This is a genomic window from Achromobacter sp. Marseille-Q4954, assembly GCF_943737025.1.
Taxonomy (GTDB): domain Bacteria; phylum Pseudomonadota; class Gammaproteobacteria; order Burkholderiales; family Burkholderiaceae_B; genus Achromobacter; species Achromobacter bronchisepticus_A.
Genome location: NZ_CALSFQ010000001.1, coordinates 2,236,431 through 2,255,478, shown reverse-complemented (window position 1 = coordinate 2,255,478; position 19,048 = coordinate 2,236,431). Strand labels below are relative to the sequence as shown.

14 protein-coding genes are annotated in these 19,048 nt (G+C 55.5%); all 14 read left to right on the top strand.

Translation table 11 applies throughout. The features are described from left to right. Nucleotides 1-796: 796 nt before the first annotated feature. Nucleotides 797-1,942 (top strand): MraY family glycosyltransferase, encoded by a 1,146-nt coding sequence (locus tag NGK62_RS10585; RefSeq protein WP_118933533.1) that lies wholly within the window; start codon nt 797-799, stop codon nt 1,940-1,942. Between the two features lie 61 nt (nt 1,943-2,003). Further along, on the top strand, nt 2,004-2,831 hold the full coding sequence (locus NGK62_RS10580; protein WP_251878293.1) for a glycosyltransferase family 2 protein: 828 nt from the start codon (nt 2,004-2,006) through the stop codon (nt 2,829-2,831). A gap of 106 nt (nt 2,832-2,937) precedes the next feature. Continuing rightward, nucleotides 2,938-3,747 (top strand): lysylphosphatidylglycerol synthase domain-containing protein, encoded by an 810-nt coding sequence (locus NGK62_RS10575; protein ID WP_223124324.1) that lies wholly within the window; start codon nt 2,938-2,940, stop codon nt 3,745-3,747. Next, nucleotides 3,722-5,203 (top strand): capsular biosynthesis protein, encoded by a 1,482-nt coding sequence (locus tag NGK62_RS10570; RefSeq protein WP_251878291.1) that lies wholly within the window; start codon nt 3,722-3,724, stop codon nt 5,201-5,203. The genes NGK62_RS10575 and NGK62_RS10570 overlap by 26 nt, the downstream gene beginning before the upstream one ends. 4 nt (nt 5,204-5,207) lie before the next feature. After that, nucleotides 5,208-5,606: an HAD family hydrolase gene (locus NGK62_RS10565; RefSeq protein WP_118933529.1), complete on the top strand. Its 399-nt coding sequence runs from the start codon at nt 5,208-5,210 to the stop codon at nt 5,604-5,606. After that, a complete protein-coding gene (locus NGK62_RS10560) occupies nt 5,603-6,337 on the top strand; it encodes a glycosyltransferase family 2 protein (protein ID WP_251878289.1) in 735 nt (244 codons plus the stop codon). Before NGK62_RS10565 ends, NGK62_RS10560 begins: the two co-directional genes overlap by 4 nt. Before the next feature lie 22 nt (nt 6,338-6,359). Further along, complete coding sequence (locus tag NGK62_RS10555) at nt 6,360-9,242, top strand: hypothetical protein (protein ID WP_251878287.1); 2,883 nt, start codon at nt 6,360-6,362, stop codon at nt 9,240-9,242. Next, a complete protein-coding gene (locus tag NGK62_RS10550; RefSeq protein WP_251878285.1) occupies nt 9,221-9,598 on the top strand; it encodes a GtrA family protein in 378 nt (125 codons plus the stop codon). The genes NGK62_RS10555 and NGK62_RS10550 overlap by 22 nt, the downstream gene beginning before the upstream one ends. Nucleotides 9,599-9,970: 372 nt before the next feature. Next, entirely contained in the window at nt 9,971-11,197 is a 1,227-nt protein-coding gene (locus NGK62_RS10545) for a glycosyltransferase family protein (protein WP_251878283.1), read from the top strand. After that, nucleotides 11,197-13,287, top strand: a complete 2,091-nt coding sequence (locus NGK62_RS10540; protein WP_251878281.1) for a glycosyltransferase family 4 protein — start codon at nt 11,197-11,199, stop codon at nt 13,285-13,287. Before NGK62_RS10545 ends, NGK62_RS10540 begins: the two co-directional genes overlap by 1 nt. Before the next feature lie 33 nt (nt 13,288-13,320). Then, complete coding sequence (locus NGK62_RS10535; RefSeq protein WP_118933523.1) at nt 13,321-14,139, top strand: ABC transporter permease; 819 nt, start codon at nt 13,321-13,323, stop codon at nt 14,137-14,139. Next, nucleotides 14,129-15,550 carry an ABC transporter ATP-binding protein gene (locus tag NGK62_RS10530; protein ID WP_251878279.1) on the top strand — a complete coding sequence of 474 codons (1,422 nt, stop codon included), beginning with the start codon at nt 14,129-14,131 and terminating at the stop codon, nt 15,548-15,550. The genes NGK62_RS10535 and NGK62_RS10530 overlap by 11 nt, the downstream gene beginning before the upstream one ends. 31 nt (nt 15,551-15,581) lie before the next feature. After that, nucleotides 15,582-16,970, top strand: a complete 1,389-nt coding sequence (locus NGK62_RS10525; RefSeq protein WP_251878277.1) for a class I SAM-dependent methyltransferase — start codon at nt 15,582-15,584, stop codon at nt 16,968-16,970. After that, entirely contained in the window at nt 16,960-18,999 is a 2,040-nt protein-coding gene (locus NGK62_RS10520; protein WP_124260379.1) for a glycosyltransferase, read from the top strand. The genes NGK62_RS10525 and NGK62_RS10520 overlap by 11 nt, the downstream gene beginning before the upstream one ends. Nucleotides 19,000-19,048 lie beyond the last annotated feature (49 nt).

Sequence of the window (19,048 nt, the reverse complement as noted above, 5' to 3'; positions counted from 1 at the left end):
CGTCCCAGCGCTGGGCGCACATTTGTGCAGATAGGCAGAGGACTCGGGGCGCTGAGCCGGTGGCTGTGAGCGGGTGATGATACTGCGAAAGCGCACGTCGCTGCCTGACACGCATGCACCAATACGGAAAAGGCCACGCAATCCGCTGAAATGCGGCGGAAAACTACTTCTGTTCCAAGTGAGGCGCTGCGGAAAAGGAAACTGGCCGTCCTGAGCTATCGTTTATTAGGGGTCACAATTCAGGCAGGTCTAGGTACAAAATCATGCATTTGGGGTTTCGTCGTGGTTGGACGCGGGCTCGCGCGGGCGGGTACAATTTCAGCGTTCGAGCACGCTGCGGCGACACTGCAGTGTTGGGGGGACGCATCAATAGGATTGTGACGATGTGTGGTGTTCACCACACAGCGGTCGTCGTTACCCCTTTCGCGCGGCAGTCGTTGCGCATTACGATCTGGCCGCGTTGGTACGGAGCCTTTTCTTGTAGTGCTTAGGAAGTCGTGACGGGCCGCGTGGATCGTAGTGTGACCGTCATGCGATACGCATGGCAGGTTCAAATTCGCGCCCGCCGCTTCTTCTTGCAACGAAAGAAAAGCAATTTCGCGTTATTTACGTTGCAGAAAAGGTATTTATATAACGCGTATGGCACGATAACCTCCACGCTTGGGCTGCGATAGTAGTAAGCAGTCAGGTGAAGGGCAACAGGTCAAGTGGGTAAATTGGCTAATCTGTTGATCGAATAGAAAGTGCAAGGCAATCTAATTAATAAAATGCCTGGTTCAGCGGATGTCAATAAAATATGCTTTACTTGCTTGTCGCTTTTCTGGTTTCATTGATCGTTACCATGTTGTTGGTGCGTTTTAACGCGCTCCATGGTCATTTTTTTCTCGATCATGAAACGAAAGGCGTACAGAAATATCACGACCGACCCGTCCCCAGAGTCGGGGGGATCTCCCTTGTGTGTGCGATGGCTCTCGTCATGGTGTTAGCAACCTTGCGCGAGCCGACCCTTGATTATGAGCCGCTAATATTGCTGGCGGTTTCAATGCCCGCATTTTTGGGTGGCTTGGCCGAAGACTTCACAAAGAAAGTTAGGGTTTTGTCGAGATTGATGTTTGCCATGATTTCGGGGATGGCGGCATACTATTTTCTGGGCGCCACGCTCGATCGGCTTAATATTGTTGGTGTCGACTGGTTGTTGCAGTTTGGTCCGATTTCATTTGTTGTTACTGCAATAGCTATCGCAGGTGCGGCCAATGCTATCAATATTATCGATGGATATAATGGCTTGGCGGCCGTTGTTTCTGTAATGATTTTTGCGGGCTTTGCATACGTATCTTATTATATCGGCGATCGATTGCTTCTTACTGTTTCAGTCGGGATGATGGGTGCGATCGTCGGTTTTCTGGTCTGGAATTACCCACGAGGTCTAATTTTTCTTGGGGACGGCGGGGCCTATTTCATAGGCTTCATGATTGGGGTGGTTTCCGTCTTGATGATCGCGCGGCATCCCAATGTGTCGGCATGGTTTCCCCTGCTGTTGTGCATCTATCCGGTGTTCGAGACGCTGTTTTCGATGTATCGGAAGAAGTTGCTCCGCGGACAGTCTCCTGGTCTGCCAGACGGCGTGCATTTGCACATGCTCATTTACAAGAGACTGGTGCGCTGGGCGGTCGGCTCGAGCGATATCCGGCGCAAGACGCAACGCAATGCCATGACGTCGCCATACCTGTGGCTGCTCTCGTCCTTCGCGGTTCTACCCGCAGTACTATTTTGGCAGAATGAGCTTCTATTGATGCTATTTGTGGTGCTCTTTTCGGCTCTGTATATTGGTCTCTATCGTAGGCTAGTGCTGTTCAGGATGCCGAAGTGGATGGTGATCAGCCAAAAACAGCGCGCTGCACGGGCTGCTGCAAAGAAATCGATGAGAAAAGTGCGACGCTGAGTTTGTAGCGGCCGACGTCGGCTCTCCCCAGGTTTTGGTGCTTACTATTGAGGTTGGTTGAATGGCTCAGAACGAGCGCTTCTTGATTTTTATCCCGTGCTACCGGTGCGAAAAGCAGATTTCCCGCACCTTGACCCAGTTATCCGGAGTGGAAGGCCTGGATTGCGAAATTCTTGTTCTGGATAATCGTAGTCCAGATGGTACGGTGGAAGTTGCCATTCAGACGGCGGACAAGTTGGCGATGCCTGTAAAGGTTGCTCGGAATGATGAAAATTATGGACTTGGCGGCTCGCACAAGGCCGCGTTCGATTTTGCGATCGAGCACGATTTCGATTATTTGATCGTATTGCATGGCGATGATCAGGGCAATGTCGCCGACTTGCTGCCGTTGATTGCTGCGGGGAAGCATCGGGATGTGGATTGCCTGCTAGGGGCGCGTTTTATGAAAGGCTCGCGTTTGCAGGGCTATTCGGCCTTCAGGACTTTTGGCAATCGTGTTTTCAATCGCCTTTTTTCGGCGGTCGCCGGGCAGCGGCTTTACGATTTGGGCGCGGGCCTCAATTTGTATAAGGTAAACTCCCTGAAAAAATCCCAGTGGCGGTATTTTGGCAACGATCTCACCTTCAATTATTACATGATTCTTGCGTCAGCTGCCTGGGGTTGGTCGTTGCGGTTCTTCCCCATATCATGGCGTGAGGACGACCAGCTATCCAATGTGAAGCTCTTCCGGCAAGCCAAGCGAACTATCTCGCTGCTGCTTGAATTCGCTTTTGCGAAAAAATCATTCCTTGCGAAGAATCATTCAGGCAGGGAAAGCGGGAAGTACACTTCCACGATTGTTTATTCGAATCGCGCGGACCAGGGTTCCCAAGATGCGTCAATGCTCTAGGTTGCTTAGGTTTGCAACACTCGTACTCGGGGTCGGTAGTGTAGTTTGGGCGTTTTATGTCACTGTACCGCAGGTGATGCGAGCCTTCGAGCATGGGCCGGCCGGCATGCAGATGCTGGTAGTCAGCTTGGTTCTGTATTTGGCCTCGCACGTGGTGCGCATGGCTCGATTGTGGCTTCTTATCGGCGGCGGCAGGTTGAGGGAATTGTTGCGACTGTATTGGTATACAACCGCTGTTTCGCTCGCCATGCCGTTTAAGACGGGGGAGCTCATTCGCATACTGGAAATCGGGTGGAGTACCAAAGGGCCGCGATTTGGCTTGGTGGTCGTCTGGGTGGAGCGAGCATTCGATGCCGCATTGCTATCGCTGGCGGCGATCGGCTTGGCGTACTCGAGTCAGGACGCCCGGCCTTTGCTGTTGCCGCTCATCGGCGTATTACTGCTGTTTGTGGCCTTGTCGCTAATTTTCTTATGGGTCGTGCCTGAGAATTTACCTCGCATAAATCTGCATATCATGCGATTGTATTCTGGGCGGCGCGCTGTCCGCCTGATGCGGAGTATCGCCTACATGAAGACATTCGCAGAGGATGCACGAAGAATTCTCAGGGGACGCATGGCGACTTTCGCAATACTCACGTTGCTGATATGGACCTTTGAACTGTTTGCCATTGCCAGTGTCATGGCTCCAGATTTTCCCGCTATTACGGGCTTTACTGAGCTTCTCACTAAGCTGGTACCTGGCTTGTCGCAGGTAGAATCTAGCGCGGGTATGAAGTTGTGGACGATGACTGCATTGTCCCAGACGCTGTTGGTACTGGTGTTTGGCTTGGTTGCCCTATTTCCCTATATTCGCCAGCGTCTGAATGGTCGCGGCTTTACTGGAAATCGCGATGACAACGCTGGTTGTTTACGATAATACTTTCGATGTCCCTGGCGATGTAAGCCACCACCTAAGTCTCTCCAGATTCGCAGATTTGCGAGTAAGACGACGCACGCTTCGTCATCGTATCCGTGCCGCAGTGGAGCGGCTGCGCCCCAATGTGCAGTTGCTGGTGGAGGATCGAGGCACTTCTCTGGATGACCATAAAGTGCGCAAGGCCCTGCATGATGGAGCCAGGGTTGTGTATGTGCCATCCTACCTTGCCATGCTGAACGATGAGGCGACGCTCGCCGTCTATCTCGAGAAGCTTTGCTTGGCTGAGTGTTCGGTTCGGGTCGTGGTCGCTGCAGGGGCCGGTGATGTTTTCGAGGGATTACCCGTCGTCGTGCTGGTGGGAACGGATGCGGCCGATTTTTTGGACGCGATGCGCCGAGGAGATCATCGCGCGATCTTGGTAGATTTAGTGGCGAATCTCGAGCCTGTCCCTGACGATATTGGGATGGCAGATCTGAGGGACCCGGCGCAGTTCCTGTCGGTAGCCACTTCCACGTTCGACGTTCGACACTTCAATTCCGTGGCGGCCACCGACCGGTTCACAGTACTCAAGCGTTCTAGCGACAAGGCGAAGTTGCGGCGCGAGTTCGATTTTTTTGCCCTGCTGCCGGCGGAGATGCAGCGGTACTTCGTGCAGCCCTATGGTTTCAAGGAAGAGTTGGAGACCGCCAGCTACAAAATGGAGCGCCTCTTTGTTCCGGATGTGGCGGTGCAATGGACTCATCGTGCGTTTACGGTGCAGCAATTTGAGCAGATGCTACGCCGGATTTTTCATTTTGTGAGCGCTCGGGTAGAGCGTGCTGATTCTGGCGCCAGTCCTGAACACGAAGGCCTTTTTCTGTCGAAGGTCGCCGAGAGGGTGGGCCCGCTTGAGCGTACGGATATTTTCCCTGGGCTCGAGGCGCAATGTAAGGTCGCATTTGGCGGGGTGCGCGCACTGTTCGAACGATACCAACGCCTATATGCCCTCTTGACAAAGGATGTGAGGTTTCCGCGCCCGGTTCTGAGCCATGGTGACCTGTGCTTTTCAAATATTCTGTACGGGCGCGCGGAAGGTACGATGAAATTCATCGACGCGCGTGGTGGCTCACGTCTCGAAGACCTGTACATGCCTGCCTACTATGATATTGCGAAGCTTTCGCATTCCGTTGAGGGGGCATACGACTTTATCAATGCAGGTTTGTTCAGAATCGAGTTGGACGACGTTAACCGGCCGCAGCTGGTTATCAAGGACGGCGACCACACTTCGTATATCCGCACGTTTCGGAAGCACTGTGAGGAAGCCGGGTTCGTGCCTCGCTTCGTGCGGCTGTTCGAAGCCTCGCTATTCATTAGTATGACTCCGTTGCATAGCGAATCGCCCTTGAAGGTATTGGCGTTTTTGCTGAACGCGCAGCGCATACTTGATCAGGTTGAAGATAAGGCGTATTGGAGTTGATTTTATGATCCGCAGCGAGAAGGTATTGGTTTTTGATGTCGATGGAACACTCTGCGAGATAAGACGCCCCGAGCAGTCATATGCGGACGTTGAACCAATTTGGTCCGTAGTCGATAAGCTCAAGGAATATAGCCGTGCTGGTTTCTATATTGTTTTGAATTCGTCACGGAATATGAGGACGTATCAAGGAAATGCCGGCCTTCTCAATGCCAATACCCTACCAGTACTCGTGGATTGGCTGAAGAAACACGATATTCCCTTCAACGAAGTGCATCTCGGAAAGCCTTGGCCTGGAACTGACGGATTCTACGTAGATGATCGCACTATCAGGCCTGACGAGTTTTGCCGTCTGAACTACGAAGAAATACTCGCTTTGCTGGGCGTCGAGAAGGGAAAGGAATGATCGTAATCATCACGATGGCCGGTCTGGGAAAGAGGTTTCGAGACGCTGGCTGGGATGTCCCAAAGTACCAGATCGAGGCGCATGGCCGCACTTTGTTCGCGTGGTCGATGTTGAGTCTGCGCCAGTTTTGGAAAGTGAAGGCGCAGCCCATTTTTATTGTGCAAAGGCAGGATCAAGCGTCCGAGTTCATCAAGGCAGAGTGCGCACGGCTAACCATTGTCGAGCCGCAGATTGTGGAGATCGACGGCCTTACGGACGGACAAGCAACGACCGCCATGTTAGGGATGAATGCGGCTCACAACGATAACGTGCCGGTATTTGTCTACAACATTGACACATTCGTACATCCCGACAGCCTTGCTCCTGAGAATGTTCGAGGCGACGGTTGGATTCCGTGTTTCGAGGGCGCGGGAAATGGTTGGAGTTTCGCGCGTGTCGACGAGAACATGCGCGTAACGGAAATGCGCGAAAAGGAACGCATTTCGAATTGGGCCACGGTTGGACTTTACGGCTTTAGTTCAATCGCGCTTTACCGTGAGCTGTACGGCGATTTCTTTAGTGATGGGCAAGGTCTGGCCAAGGGCGAACGTTACATCGCTCCTATGTATAACCGGATGCTGGAACAGGATAAGCAGGTATATGTGCAGCCCTTGCCGCTGTCGGCAGTGATCCCTTTGGGGACTCCTGCTGAACTGAAGCAGTTCTTGGAGGCACAGCCTCCGGTCCTGTGACGGTCTGGAAATGCGCGGACATATGATGCGGAAAATTCTGTTTGCAGGGGGGCTCTTGGTCGTATTGGCCGGAGCTTATGTGCTGGCATCGGGCGACACGCTGTCCGCTCGGGGGCCGCTTGTGCTGCTAGCATCGGTCGTCCTTGGAGCCATTTTCCTGCCGAACCGCGAGTGGCCGCCCTTGGGGATGCTGGCGTTCCCCGCAATAGTCGCCGTTCTGTCCGCGCTGGCCTTTTGGCAGGCAGCTCCTTCTGTTTCTACATACCCGACTGTCACGCTGACAGTCACCGGGGAGAAGCATCCTGCAGCGTTGGCAGCAGAGGTTTGGATGGCTGGATTGGGTCAGCCTTGGCAGGAGTTGAGCGTCAAGGGCTTTGACGGCTGGGCGTCTCGCGGCAACGCCGTGGTTGGCTTCGAAAGTACGGAGAAGACTATTCGAGTTCCGGGCCGCTGGTCTGAGGGGGCTGTCATCCGGTTCGGAAAAGGTCCATATTCCGGCGTGGTTGAAGTTGCAACTGACGGTCAACGTTCCAGAATCGACCTCTATTCTCCAACGCCTGATAGCGTGGACGTGGCGCTGCCGAAGCCCGTTGCGGCCCCTATTTCTGTGCCGTTCAGGGCGTTGTCTACTTTTCTGTTTGCATGGGCTCTTTTCTTGCTATGTGCCCGCACGGCTAAGAAACCCTTGAGTTTCCGGTATTGCGTGGCTTACGCCGCAATATTGACTGGTATTCTCGCCTGGCTAAGTACAGCACACATGTCGGCTGCGGGCGATGTAGAGTTGCTGCTCGTCGATGTGGGCGGGGCAACGGAGAGGACCGGTGACGCGACGGCATTCCTCGGTACGGGCGCCGGCTATGCGGAGCGACTGCCCTTGCCGATTGCAAACTATGCAAACCAAGCATTTGTGGTTTCGCGCGATGCCGCTGCGTTGACTCTAAGAACGAACATCGCTCCGCTAGCAATTTGGAAGCAAGAAGGTGGGGGCGGGGCGGTGGCAACCTCGCTTACATGCAGTCCGGACCGGCCTCTGGTCGCGGAGTTTGCCGCACATAGGCAAGCTAGCGTCCAAGGCGTCATGAGTGTAGGAACGGAGTTTGTAGTTGCGGCCCCTGATTTGCCCGCCGAAAAGGATGGCGCTTCTGCGGCTGGTCGGCGTTTCCTAGTGTGCTGGCCGTATGAAGATGGCATGTTGGTAGCCTGGTCGAGCGCATACCTGAAGTACGGTGCCTGGACCGGGCCCGTGGGGGCCATAGAACGGGTGCGGATAAACGTTCCTGGTGCGCCTGCGGCGGTTTTGCGATTGTCCTCCAGCTTATTGACTTTCGCGTCCTTGCATTCCCTTGGGGCGGATGAATTTGCCTATCCGAGAATTTCATCGCCCTTGTCTCATGCCGATCAGGCTCGACGGTTCGCCACATCGTTGATCGCCGGGTTGTGTGTGTTGCTATTGCTTCCGCTGGGCGAGGTATACAAGCTGCTGCGCATGCTGAGAGACCGTGTCCAAGGTTCGGCCGCAGTTTATTGTTTGTTAATTATCGGCGGCTGGGCATTGTTTACCATCGGCGTAACCTGGCCTAGTATTATCCGTTCGGATGCGATTAGTCCATTTATTCAGCATGGTACTGGTAGGATGGCCTTGTGGTATGGCGTCGGATATCCCCTGTACATCTCTGCTATGCTCAATCTCGGTGGGCCGGAGTTATCTCTACTGTTGAAAGTGCTGCTGGTCGGTTTGGCTACGTCGTGGGTGGCGCTGCGTGCGTTGCATGCAGGTGCGAAAGGTTGGCTTGTATGTGCCTATCTGGCCGGCATGCTCTTGCTTACGGGAACCACGATGGTCGCCGCAACCGAATTGCGCGATGCGGTCAACGGGGTGGCGCTCAGCGCTTTTGGGATATATGCATTCGCATTGTTGATCCGGTATCGCTCGATAGGCTCATCATTACCTGCATTACATTATTGTCTCCTGGCCATTTTTGGAGCGATGGCGGTCTTACTGCGCACGGACAATGTCGTCTTCGTAGGGGCGCTATTGGCGGGCTTCGCGTTGGGACGAGGGTGGAGGCGAACATTGCCGGCATGCCTGGCAATGGCGGTGCTCTGGCTGGGGGTGACGCCTGCAGTTGTGCGATATGTGATGGACAGCGGCGACCGGGGGCAAGGGGAGATGAGGCTGTACAAGCAATCGGCGTTTGTCAATCCACTGGTGGGAATGCTGCGTGGAGACGCGCTGAAGTCCGCCGAGCGTGCAGAGTTGTCGGAGACCTTGAGCAAGGTGCTCAAGGTGGGTCACTCGATTGAACATTGGACGCCATCGGACGTGGTCTACTGGCACGAAACGGAGAAAGGACAGGGAACTCCGGAGATCCTGGCAGAGTTGCAGAAGGCCTTTGTCATGAATGCCGCAAAACATCCCGTTGAGTTTGCCACGCTCCGTACGATCACTTCCCTTAAGGCTCTGGGCATGGATGCTGCATCTGCATGGCTGGCTCAAAAGTACATTGATCGTCCGTTTGTGCTGCCACCTTATTCTGATTACATGGTCGGAAAAGATGCTTATTGGCAAAGTATGGTGATTCTTGCTGGGTATCGGCCTCCAATTCATCTGTTTCCCGAGATGACGACAAAAGTTCTTAGCTGGTATGAGCGCATCGCGCTGGGAGCACTGCAGGTATTGTTCGCTTTGGTGTTGCTTTTTGGATTCCGCCGTTTTCCTGCATCCTCACTACTCGCGGCCGCGTTGCTTCTGCGTGTGGCAGTTTTCTGGTTAATGCAACCGGCATCGGTTTTTCTGTACTTGGCGGAATTGCAGATTTTGGGAACGTTACTGCCCTTGCTGGCATGGACGGAATGGCGTTTGCGTCTTGCGGAGGGGGCATCGTGCTCATTAAATTTGGCATGATATCCGGAATAGGTTGGTTGATCGATTTTTCTATTTTTACCTTCTTGTGCAATGTTGGGATGACTCCAGGCTACGCGAATGGAATCGCTGCGACAGTTGCGGTCACATTTGTTTATTTTTCTTCGCTGCGTCCGATATTTAAATACCGCGGAAGTTATGTTTTTCGAAAACTACTATCTTATTGGACGTATCAGGTCGTCGCTGTTGCCGCGGCGTCGTTGGCAGTAAATTTGATATCCAGTCTAGAAGTTCACCCTGTTATAGCGAAAATAATCGCCACTCCATTTACCTTTGTGGCGAATTACTTATTTATGCGCTGGCTGGCGGGTGTGGTCGTACCTCGTTCATCTGTATGACTCTCTCCCAGAGCTTTGGGGGCAGGAAGTCACGCAAAGAAAAATCTGGCAATATCTATACAAAATGACAGCAGAATGACAACGGGCTGGTTTTATCATCGCTAACTGAGCTTTTTGAACTAAAATCCTGGCGCTTGTGTGAGTCGTTCTTCTGCGGCATATCGCGTGCGGAACCTCGCCGACACTCCGTGGCTCGATGGAAGCCGTTGTTCAGGTGATACCGCTTCGTCGCTGTCGGTCCGGTCGTTCCGATCCTTGACGTACAACTACATGACTATTCGTCCGATGCCTGCCGCCCGTTCTTCGGGAGGAGCTGAGTCGTCAGCGCCTTCTAGTTCGCTCCCCTCTCCCGATGTTGCGGCGATAGAGCGATTGGAGGCGCAACTGGCTCAATCGCAACTGCAGCTTGCCGAGTTGGCCCAGCGGCATGACGAGATCAGCCAGTCCACCGCGTATCGCGTTGGGTCAATGCTCTCACGCAGCCCTTTGGGAACGCTCTATCGCATGTTGGCCCGCAGTAAGACCGAGGTTGCCGGTACAGCAGCCGAGTCGCCTGCGGCCGTACCGACAGTGTCCCCCATGCAAACGCAGCGAGTTCCCCCTGTGCAGCTGCCGCCGGACATGCTGGCGGCGTTGGAAGCGATTCAAGTAGGCGAGCCGGTGGCCGTGGCCCACCCGGACTGGCTGGGCATACGCAGTTCGGCAACCCAAATGTTCGAGCAGCTGCTGTGCGTGGGCGATGATCTGACGCCGGCTTATGCACAGCTTCTGGCGTTGCGCCTGGCCGAACGAGGGCCTTCGGCCATCGTGTTTCAGGGTTTTCCCTACACATACCAGTATCTGGTGGAGGCGCTGCGCCGCGAGGCCAACCATCTGCCGCTCTACGCGGTGTGGCACGGCACGTTCATGCAGGCTAGCGAAGACTACGCCTGGCGCAGCTTCCGTCTGGTCTGTGCGCTACAGCGGCAGGGCAAGATCCGGCGCATCGGTTGCGTCAAGCGCGGACAGGATGAAGTGCTGCGCCATAACGGCGTGGAAGCGGGATATTTGCTGAATGGATACCGCCAAGTGCCGTCGGGCGCTTCGCAGCTCGCTGCCGGACCTGCCAGGCTGGGTATCTGGAGCATATCCGAACTCAAGCACAAGCCCCCCTATGAGATGCTTGCTGCGGCTTCGATGATCGATGGCGCAATGGTTGTGGGCTCGGTAGCGTCGCCTCGCATGCGGGAGTTCTGCCAGGAATTTGGCGTTGCCTATGACTTCGTCGGCAGCATGGTACCGCAAGCCCAAATGCCGCAGCACTTGGCGACCTGCCATGTGAATCTGTATGTCACCTTGAACGAGTGCGCGCCGATGCTACCGCTGGAGAGTTTCGCTGCGGGGGTGCCTTGCATCGTCGGACCGAATACGCCCTACTTCGAGGATGATCCCTACTTGCATGAAAAGCTCGTTGTGCGGGTGCCGGACGATGCCAAGGAGATTGCCGAGCGGATCAAGGGAGTGCTGCTAGAACGGGACGCGATCATGGAGGCTTACCGCGTCTACGCGCTGCGGCACAACGCCGCGGCGGCTGAGACGATCGCGCGGTTCCTGGCCTGATGCATACCATTTGTTTCGTTACCTACGAGCTTTACCCCGTGACCCGCGGCGGTTGCGGTGCGCTATTGCACAATCTGGCGACGCAATTACTCGCGGCGGGCGACCGTGTGGTGTTCCTGCTTGATGTTGCCGAAGACATATTTGAACGGTTCGAAAAGGTTGAACGCCTCAAGCTCCCGAATCCGCACAATTGCGTGGCGTATCGTGCTCAGTCGCTGGTGGGCGGCGAGGCCATGGACCCGGTGGGATTTACTTCCTGGTACGACTGGCGGGCGTATGTGTTGCATCAGGCAGCTCTGCGCGTGCATGCGCTGGAAACACCCGAGCTGATTGAGTTCTTCGACTATTACGGCACCGCATTCTATGCTCTGAACGAGAAAATTGCTTTAGAGGCTTACAAAGGGACGCGGATGGCGGTGCGATTCCATGCCACGATTGAGGCAATGGATACCGTCGATTTGACGAATTCGCTGCATCCCGATTTGTACGCGCTTTATTCGTTGGAGCGGGCTTCGCTGGCCTTGGCCGATACGGTTATCGTGCCGTCCAACTCTTTTTACGAGCGGTCGCTCAAGCCTCTGTACCCGCGTACGCAGGGTCGCCAAGCTGTCGCAGTGCCGCCGTTGCGCAAGACGCTTGCACCTGTGCAGGTCGAGCCACAGGCCGAAGGAGTGCTGTTTTACGGGCGCTTGTTCGCGATAAAGGGTGTGGACCTGTTGGTGGATGCCGCCATCTCGTGGCTGCGCAAACGGCCGGAGCTACCGGCAGAATTTTATTTTCTGGGCGGCGACTCGAATCAACCGCCGGATGGTGCGTATCCGTATGTCGATTATCTGACCCGTCGGATTCCGACGGACCTGCGCGCGCGATTTCACTTTCTGGGCCATATGCAACATGCGGAGGTGGAGCAGTTGTTGAAGAAGGTCCGGTTCGCCGTTTTTCCCAATCGCTACGAGTCATTCTGCTACGCGGCGCATGAGCTTTATGCGGCTGGCGTGCCGCTGGTTGTTTCCGATATTCCAGGCTTTGCGGACTTTTTTAAGAATGAGCGCAACTGCCTTTCGTTCGACGCCGGCTCTTCGGATGCGTTGTTGTCTTGCATGGATCGGATGTGGGACGACGAGGCGCTAAGGGCTACGCTGGCCTATCCCTATCCCGTCGTAACGGACGAAGTGGCTAGCGTTTACCACGACATGCCCGCCGCGATCGAAGACGTATCCGCATCGACTACGACCGTCCGGACCCTGGCGCTGGTCGTGGCAGACAGTTTCGAGGCATCCCGGCATGCACGTGAAACTCTGTCGCAGGCGGGTTGTGAAGTCGCTGTGCTGCTGCGCGTCGCCGCAAGTTCGGATGAGGCGTCGGCGCTGCTTTTTGGCAGCAATGTGCATTGTGTCGATGCGTCGGGACGTGCGCTGGACCTGCAATCCGTGAGGGCCTTGGATGCGTTGCTCGTATTGCGCGCAACGGATCGCGTGGATCCGCGGTTTTTGACGGTCGCGGCGCGCGTATTGGCGGCTCGGCTGGACCTCCCCTATGTAAGCTGTTGGCGTTACCAAGGAGCCAGCCTTCACGCTTATGCATTGCCCCTGTTCCTTGATGTTGCTCCCACCTCGGGGCGCAGCCCCTTTACGCGTAGTGTGATGCGAACGGAAGCTGGACGGCTGCTACTCGATCTATTTGATGCAGGCGTCGGCGAGTATGCAGAATTGAAGTACCTGTGGGATTTGACGAGCGACGGGGCGCCGGGCTTGGTAATCCCACGGCCGTGGATCCGCATGGAGGATGAAACGCCCTCTTATCCAGGTCCAAAACAGTTTTCCTATTTGCTGAATGGCAATCGCGATTTCGTGCGCAAGGAGCGCATCGCGCAGTACGCGGTGGCCAAGTGGAATGCGTCGACCGGCCAGGACGCGCAAGTAAGAAAATCACTTGATGAGATCGGCGGCTTGCCAGCCTCGGTCATTACCGCCCTGGCCCGCCTGGGGAGTTTCGTAACCAGAAACTATCGGCGTGCCAGGTCCATACGGGGACGAGCGGCGCGGCGGCTGAAAGCGTTGCGGCCGCAGTCGAGCAGTCGAGCAAACTGAAGAATTATCGATTATGAGAGGTCTGTCTTGATTATGGAAGTGCTCCAGCTGCTGCGAGGCATGCTGACCCGCCATCGGCAATTGATATTGCAGATGATAAAGCGCGAAGTGCTGGGCCGTTATCGTGGGTCAGTGCTTGGCTTGGCCTGGTCTTTCTTCAACCCGTTGCTGTTGCTGCTGGTCTACACCTTCGTTTTTTCGGTGGTGTTCAAGGCCAAGTGGGCTGGGGCGGGAGCGTCCATGACACAATCCCATGGTGACTTCGCGGTGATTCTATTCGCCGGGCTGATCGTGAACAACCTGTTCGCCGAATGCCTGAACCGAGCCCCTTCCATGGTGTTGTCCAACGTCACTTATGTGAAAAAGGTCGTATTTCCGCTGGAGACTTTGGTTGTCATCGGCTTCGGCTCCGCGGTGTTTCACCTTTTGGTGAGTTTCGTCGTGTTGGTCATCGCCCAACTCATTTTTCTAGGGCACATTCCCTGGACCGCAGTGTATTTCCCGATGGTCCTCGTCCCTCTGGCCTTGTTCACTCTCGGGATTTCGTGGTTCCTGGCAGGGCTCGGCGTATACATCCGCGATACGGCGCAAGCGGTGTCGCTGCTGACGATCGTGCTGACGTTCGTCTCGCCTATTTTCTATCCCTTGTCCGCTATTCCCGAGCGGATGCAGGGGTACGTCAAGCTCAATCCGATGACCTTCGTTGTGGAAGAGACCCGCAATGTGCTGATCTTCGGCAAGACGATGGATTGGCTCTCCTGGGGGATTTACACGCTGGTGGGGACCGTCATATTTTTTCTAGGCCTGGCTTGGTTCCAGAAGGTCCGTAGGGGGTTTGCTGATGTCCTCTGATAACACCTCGATTCATGTAGAGAACCTGGGCAAATGCTATTCAATCTACGCGAAGCCTCAGGACAGGTTGAAGCAGGCGCTGTTCGCGCGCGGCGCAAATCTGTTCGGGCGTGAACCCAAGAGCTATTCCGAAGACTTCTGGGCTCTTTCGGGCGTGTCCTTTGATGTGAAGAAGGGCGAAACCGTAGGTATTGTCGGTCGTAACGGATCGGGGAAGTCGACCTTGCTGCAGATGATCTGCGGCACGGTCACGCCTACCACGGGATCCGTAAGAACCCATGGGCGAGTGGCGGCGCTGCTGGAGCTGGGCGCCGGGTTCAATCCGGAGTTCACCGGGCGGGAGAATGTCTATCTCAATGCCTCCCTGCTTGGACTGACGCATGAGCAGATCAATGACCGCTTCGATCAGATCGCTGCATTCGCGGATATCGGCGAGTTCATAGAGAGCCCGGTCAAGAAGTATTCCAGCGGCATGTTCGCGCGCCTGGCATTTTCGGTGGCCGTGCATACGGAGCCGGAAATCCTGATCGTCGATGAGATCCTGGCTGTGGGAGATGCGGCATTTCAGCGCCGATGCCTGAAGAAGTTCTACGACATCCGGGATGCCGGCTGCACGATCCTATTCGTATCGCATGACCAATATCAGGTGAAGTCGATCTGCAACCGTGCCCTCTATCTGAACCAGGGCCGCCAGATCGAATTTGGGCAAGCTGGCCGCGTCATCGACCGCTATACCATCGACATGCAGGCCGCTTTGCGCGAGTTCGAAGAGCGCGAGACTGCGGCAGGTCATGGCCACACCGCCGCGATGCCGAAGGAGCTGGATGTGCTGGATACGTCTTCTCCCGAGGACGCGCCCGACGCAGGCGTGGGGGCGGACGACGAGGCGGTTGTCGCGGCTGAGGTTCAAGAAGCCGTGATGCAGGAGCCCGCCGTGCAAGCTGCGCCCAACCCTGCACCGACGCGCGAACCCGAAAAGCTCTTCGTGATCGACGATGTCTGGCTCACGCGCGAAGGCAGCGACGAGCGCATCGCGGAAATTGCAACAGGGCAGGATTTACGGCTGAACGTAGCATTTCATGCGCTGAGCAGCCATGTGCCAAAAAAAATCAGTTTTGTGTTCAATCTTTATCGTCACGATGGACTTTATATCTGCGGCACCACGACGTTGATGGAAGGCATGCTCCCGCATGATGGGTGTGCAAGCGGAACCTATTCTGTGAAATTTCCCGCTTTTCCGCTTTTGGGTGGAAGCTACAAGTGGCGGGTGGCAATCAATGACGAGGGCGGATTCGTGGTGCACGCCGATGCGACCAATGTGTGCGCGTTTCAGGTTGTGGACAATTTTGAGGCGGTGGGCATAGTGTCGTTGCCGCGCGAGTGGGAATTCAAGCTCGAAGCAGCGCGATGAACGAATTAGCCATCGATATTGAGAGAATAGAATGGAACGATTGAGCTTTGATCAGAGTTCACGATATGACGGGCTGGAAGCCGCCATTCATATCGCTAGGTACTCCTTTGCCCGCCCTTATTGCTTGAGCAAACGCGTGCTGGACATTGCATGCGGCGAGGGGTACGGATCCCATTTGCTGGCGCGTTGGGGCGCGGCCGAGGTGGTGGGGGTAGACGTTTCGGCTGAAGCGTTGCAAGCGGCAAATGCTCATTTCAGCGGTGAGCATGTCCGCTTCGTGCAGAGCGAGGGCGAGACCCTGCTGGATAAGTTCGAACCGGAGAGCTTCGATCTTATCGTGTCGTTCGAGACGATTGAGCATGTTAGCGATCCCATTAAGTTCCTGAGCAACCTTAAACGCCTGGTGAAACCCGAGGGATTCATTGCTATCAGTTGTCCCAATGACTGGTGGTATTTTCCGACTGACGAAGAGAAAAATCCATACCACCTGCGGAAATATCATTTTGACGAGTTCAAGTCGCAGACCGAAGGCGTGCTCGGTGAGGCCCGGGGGTGGTTTCTGGGAGGGCCGGCGACAGGTTTCCTGAATATAGGCTACGAGCGTTATCCGTCGGACGAGGAGAAAGGTGGGCAGCTGCAAATGCTCAAAACGGTTCCCATGACGGCGGGCTTTATGGTGCCGGCTGACCGCAATGCGGGTCCGCAACCCGCCAACGCCAGTTATTTCCTGGGGCTTTGGGGGGAGGGGGAGCTTGCCGAAGGAGGCGTCAGCGCTGGCGCGGCTATTCTGCCGCTATCCATGGATTCGTTTCGTACCGGCATCTTCCAGGGCCATATGCCTTCAGTGAAAGAGGCGCTGGCTGCGCAGGAGGCCAAGCATCGAATCGAAAAGGCCGATTTGGACAGTGGATTGCGGGCAGCGGAACTGCGCGTGGAAGCCATGGGCGTCGAGTTCCAGTTCATGCGCGAGCAGCTCGGGGAGCGTGTCCACCACCTGACATTGCTGGAGCAGAACCACTCCGAACTTGAGCGGGTCCACTCTGAGTTGGTACAGAAGCACGCGGCACTCGAACAGCACAATGGCGAACGCATCGACTGGGAGCACAAATTGCGTGCCGCTTCACTGCGTGTGGAAGCGTTGGGCTTGGAGCTGCAACTAACCCGCGAACAACTTGGCGATCGCGTTCACCGATTGACAGTGGCGGAACAGAATTATTCTGCGCTTGAGCAGACGAGCGCAACAATTCAACATAGTCACGAAATACTTCAACAATCACATGCCATACTGACTCAACGCAACAGTGAATTGGAATGGGCTGCTGCGCGATACGCAAGAATCAGTTCTGCAATTCCGTCATGGTTACGTAAAATAATGATTTTCTTATACCGTCATCTCTGGAAGAGTGGTCGTGGCAATTGAGAACCTGCTGGTGCCCGGGTTGAGGTCCTATTCGTATGTTTCTGACGACAGACATCGAGTACTGCATCAACAGCCGGGTAGCTTGGCAAACATTGGTCCAAATGGCGTTAACCTCACCATCAGCTGCCTTTCGCTTAACCGAGCCGCACTGACCGAGAAGCTTCTTCGTTCAGTCGCGCAGCACATTCCGAAATTCGCTGGCGAATTCCTGATCATTGATAACGGTTCCGGCCAGGAAACCGTGGATCAATTACACGCGATCCGCGAGGAAATGCCGTTCCGTACCCGCATCGTGCGGTTGGACAAGAACTACGGCGTGGCGGGGGGGCGCAATCGGACCATGCCCGAGGTGTGCACGGAATGGGTATTGTGTCTGGATAATGACATTTTTCTCACGATGGATATCCTGCCCAGGATCCAGGAAGATATTGCCACGCTGGGTTGCCATTTCCTGAATGTGCCCTTGCTTAATCCCGACGGTCAGACGGTTTTTGCCGCGGGCGGACACCTGTATGTATGCACTGAGCCGGCGGGCTTGCACCTGGGCGCAGGCAGCGCCTGCAGGCAGGCGGTGCTGGACGCGAACGCACTCGAACCGTTTCTGTCGACGTTCCTGTTGGGCGGCGCTTGTGTGCTCAAGAAGTCGACGTTTGGACGCTTGGGCGGTTACGACGAGAACATGTTCGTGGGATTCGAGGATATCGATTTCTCCATTCGCTTGTTCCAGGAAGGCTACAAGGTCGGTACGACTTCCGTGCTGGGCCTGATTCACGATCATCCCCCACCAGTTTCCGACAGCGACCGAGACTATGAGCGGGAGCGTTTCTCGCGCAACGTCATCTACCAATCGGCGCGCTATATGGAACGCAAGCACGGTTTCGATATCTGGGGCGACGGGCTGGAGCATTGGCTGGCGTTGCGTCACGAAACTCTGGGTCTAAGCGAGCCATCCCAGGAATCGGTTGTTGCGACCGAGCCGCCATCGTCGGCGGTCCGGCCAAAGATTGCATTGGTCATCGATGTCGAGGGATGGGCGTTTTCCAATATCGCGCGCCAACTGCAGCGCCATCTGGGAGATCGATTCGACTTCAAAGTGATCTCCTCGCAGGATCTGCCGGAGGTGGGGCACATATTCATGGCCGCCGCGGAGTGTCATCTGGTGCATTTCTTCTGGCGCGAGTATCTGCGCCTCGTCGATCATGAATGGACGCATGGCTGCATTCAACGGACTGGCATCAGTTTTGCAGACTTCGAGCGGCGGTTCATCAAGAACAAGCCGGTGACCACCTCGGTCTACGATCATTTGCATCTGGATAGCGGTGAAATCGTCGAACGCATTCCCTTTTTCCGGGATCGAGCGACGGGCTATACGGTGGCGTCGGAGCGGCTCGCCGGCATATACGGCACGATACCGGGTATGCCGGCGCCGGCGTGCGTGGCGCAGGATGGCGTCGATTTGGAGCTTTTTGAGCCGCGCAGTCCCGCGTACTACCAGAATATGGGTGACCGGCCGATCGTTGTAGGTTGGGCGGGGAATAGCAAGTGGGCTTCGGAGCTGCCCGATGTGAAGGGGTTTCACTCTATCCTGTTGCCGGCGATCGAGTTGCTGCGCGAACAGGGTGTGCCGATCGAAACACGGTTCGCGGATCGGCAAACGGGTTTCATTGCCCATGCCGACATGCCTGGGTATTACCATTCCATCGATCTTTACGTGTGTCCGTCGGCAATAGAAGGAACGCCCAACCCTGTGCTCGAGGCCATGGCTTGCGGCGTAGCTGTCGTCTCGACGGACGTCGGCATCGTGCCGGAAGTGATGGGGCCGGAACAGAAGGCGTTCATTGTCTCGGAGCGGACGCCCGAAGCCATCGCTGCCGCCATTCGCAAGTTCCATGAAGACCGTTCATTGTTCGCCAAGCTGGCTGCAGAGAATCTGGAATCCATCAAGCCTTGGAGCTGGAAAATTCGAGCCGAAGCATTTGCGCGGTTCTTCCAGAATACGTTGGACGGATTTCAGAGGCATCGCGTCTAGGTATTCAACGTAAAGGATTTCAGTGTCGTATTTGGAGTGCGGTCCGGGA

What these genes read in the sequence shown, in the direction of transcription:
- NGK62_RS10565 (WP_118933529.1), top strand. Translation starts at nt 5,208, where the DNA reads ATGATCCGCAGCGAGAAGGTATTGGTTTTTGATGTCGATGGAACACTC.
- NGK62_RS10530 (WP_251878279.1), top strand. Translation starts at nt 14,129, where the DNA reads ATGTCCTCTGATAACACCTCGATTCATGTAGAGAACCTGGGCAAATGC.
- NGK62_RS10580 (WP_251878293.1), top strand. Translation starts at nt 2,004, where the DNA reads ATGGCTCAGAACGAGCGCTTCTTGATTTTTATCCCGTGCTACCGGTGC.
- NGK62_RS10585 (WP_118933533.1), top strand. Translation starts at nt 797, where the DNA reads ATGCTTTACTTGCTTGTCGCTTTTCTGGTTTCATTGATCGTTACCATG.
- NGK62_RS10575 (WP_223124324.1), top strand. Translation starts at nt 2,938, where the DNA reads ATGCAGATGCTGGTAGTCAGCTTGGTTCTGTATTTGGCCTCGCACGTG.
- NGK62_RS10570 (WP_251878291.1), top strand. Translation starts at nt 3,722, where the DNA reads ATGACAACGCTGGTTGTTTACGATAATACTTTCGATGTCCCTGGCGAT.
- NGK62_RS10555 (WP_251878287.1), top strand. Translation starts at nt 6,360, where the DNA reads ATGATGCGGAAAATTCTGTTTGCAGGGGGGCTCTTGGTCGTATTGGCC.
- NGK62_RS10560 (WP_251878289.1), top strand. Translation starts at nt 5,603, where the DNA reads ATGATCGTAATCATCACGATGGCCGGTCTGGGAAAGAGGTTTCGAGAC.
- NGK62_RS10525 (WP_251878277.1), top strand. Translation starts at nt 15,582, where the DNA reads ATGGAACGATTGAGCTTTGATCAGAGTTCACGATATGACGGGCTGGAA.
- NGK62_RS10535 (WP_118933523.1), top strand. Translation starts at nt 13,321, where the DNA reads ATGGAAGTGCTCCAGCTGCTGCGAGGCATGCTGACCCGCCATCGGCAA.
- NGK62_RS10540 (WP_251878281.1), top strand. Translation starts at nt 11,197, where the DNA reads ATGCATACCATTTGTTTCGTTACCTACGAGCTTTACCCCGTGACCCGC.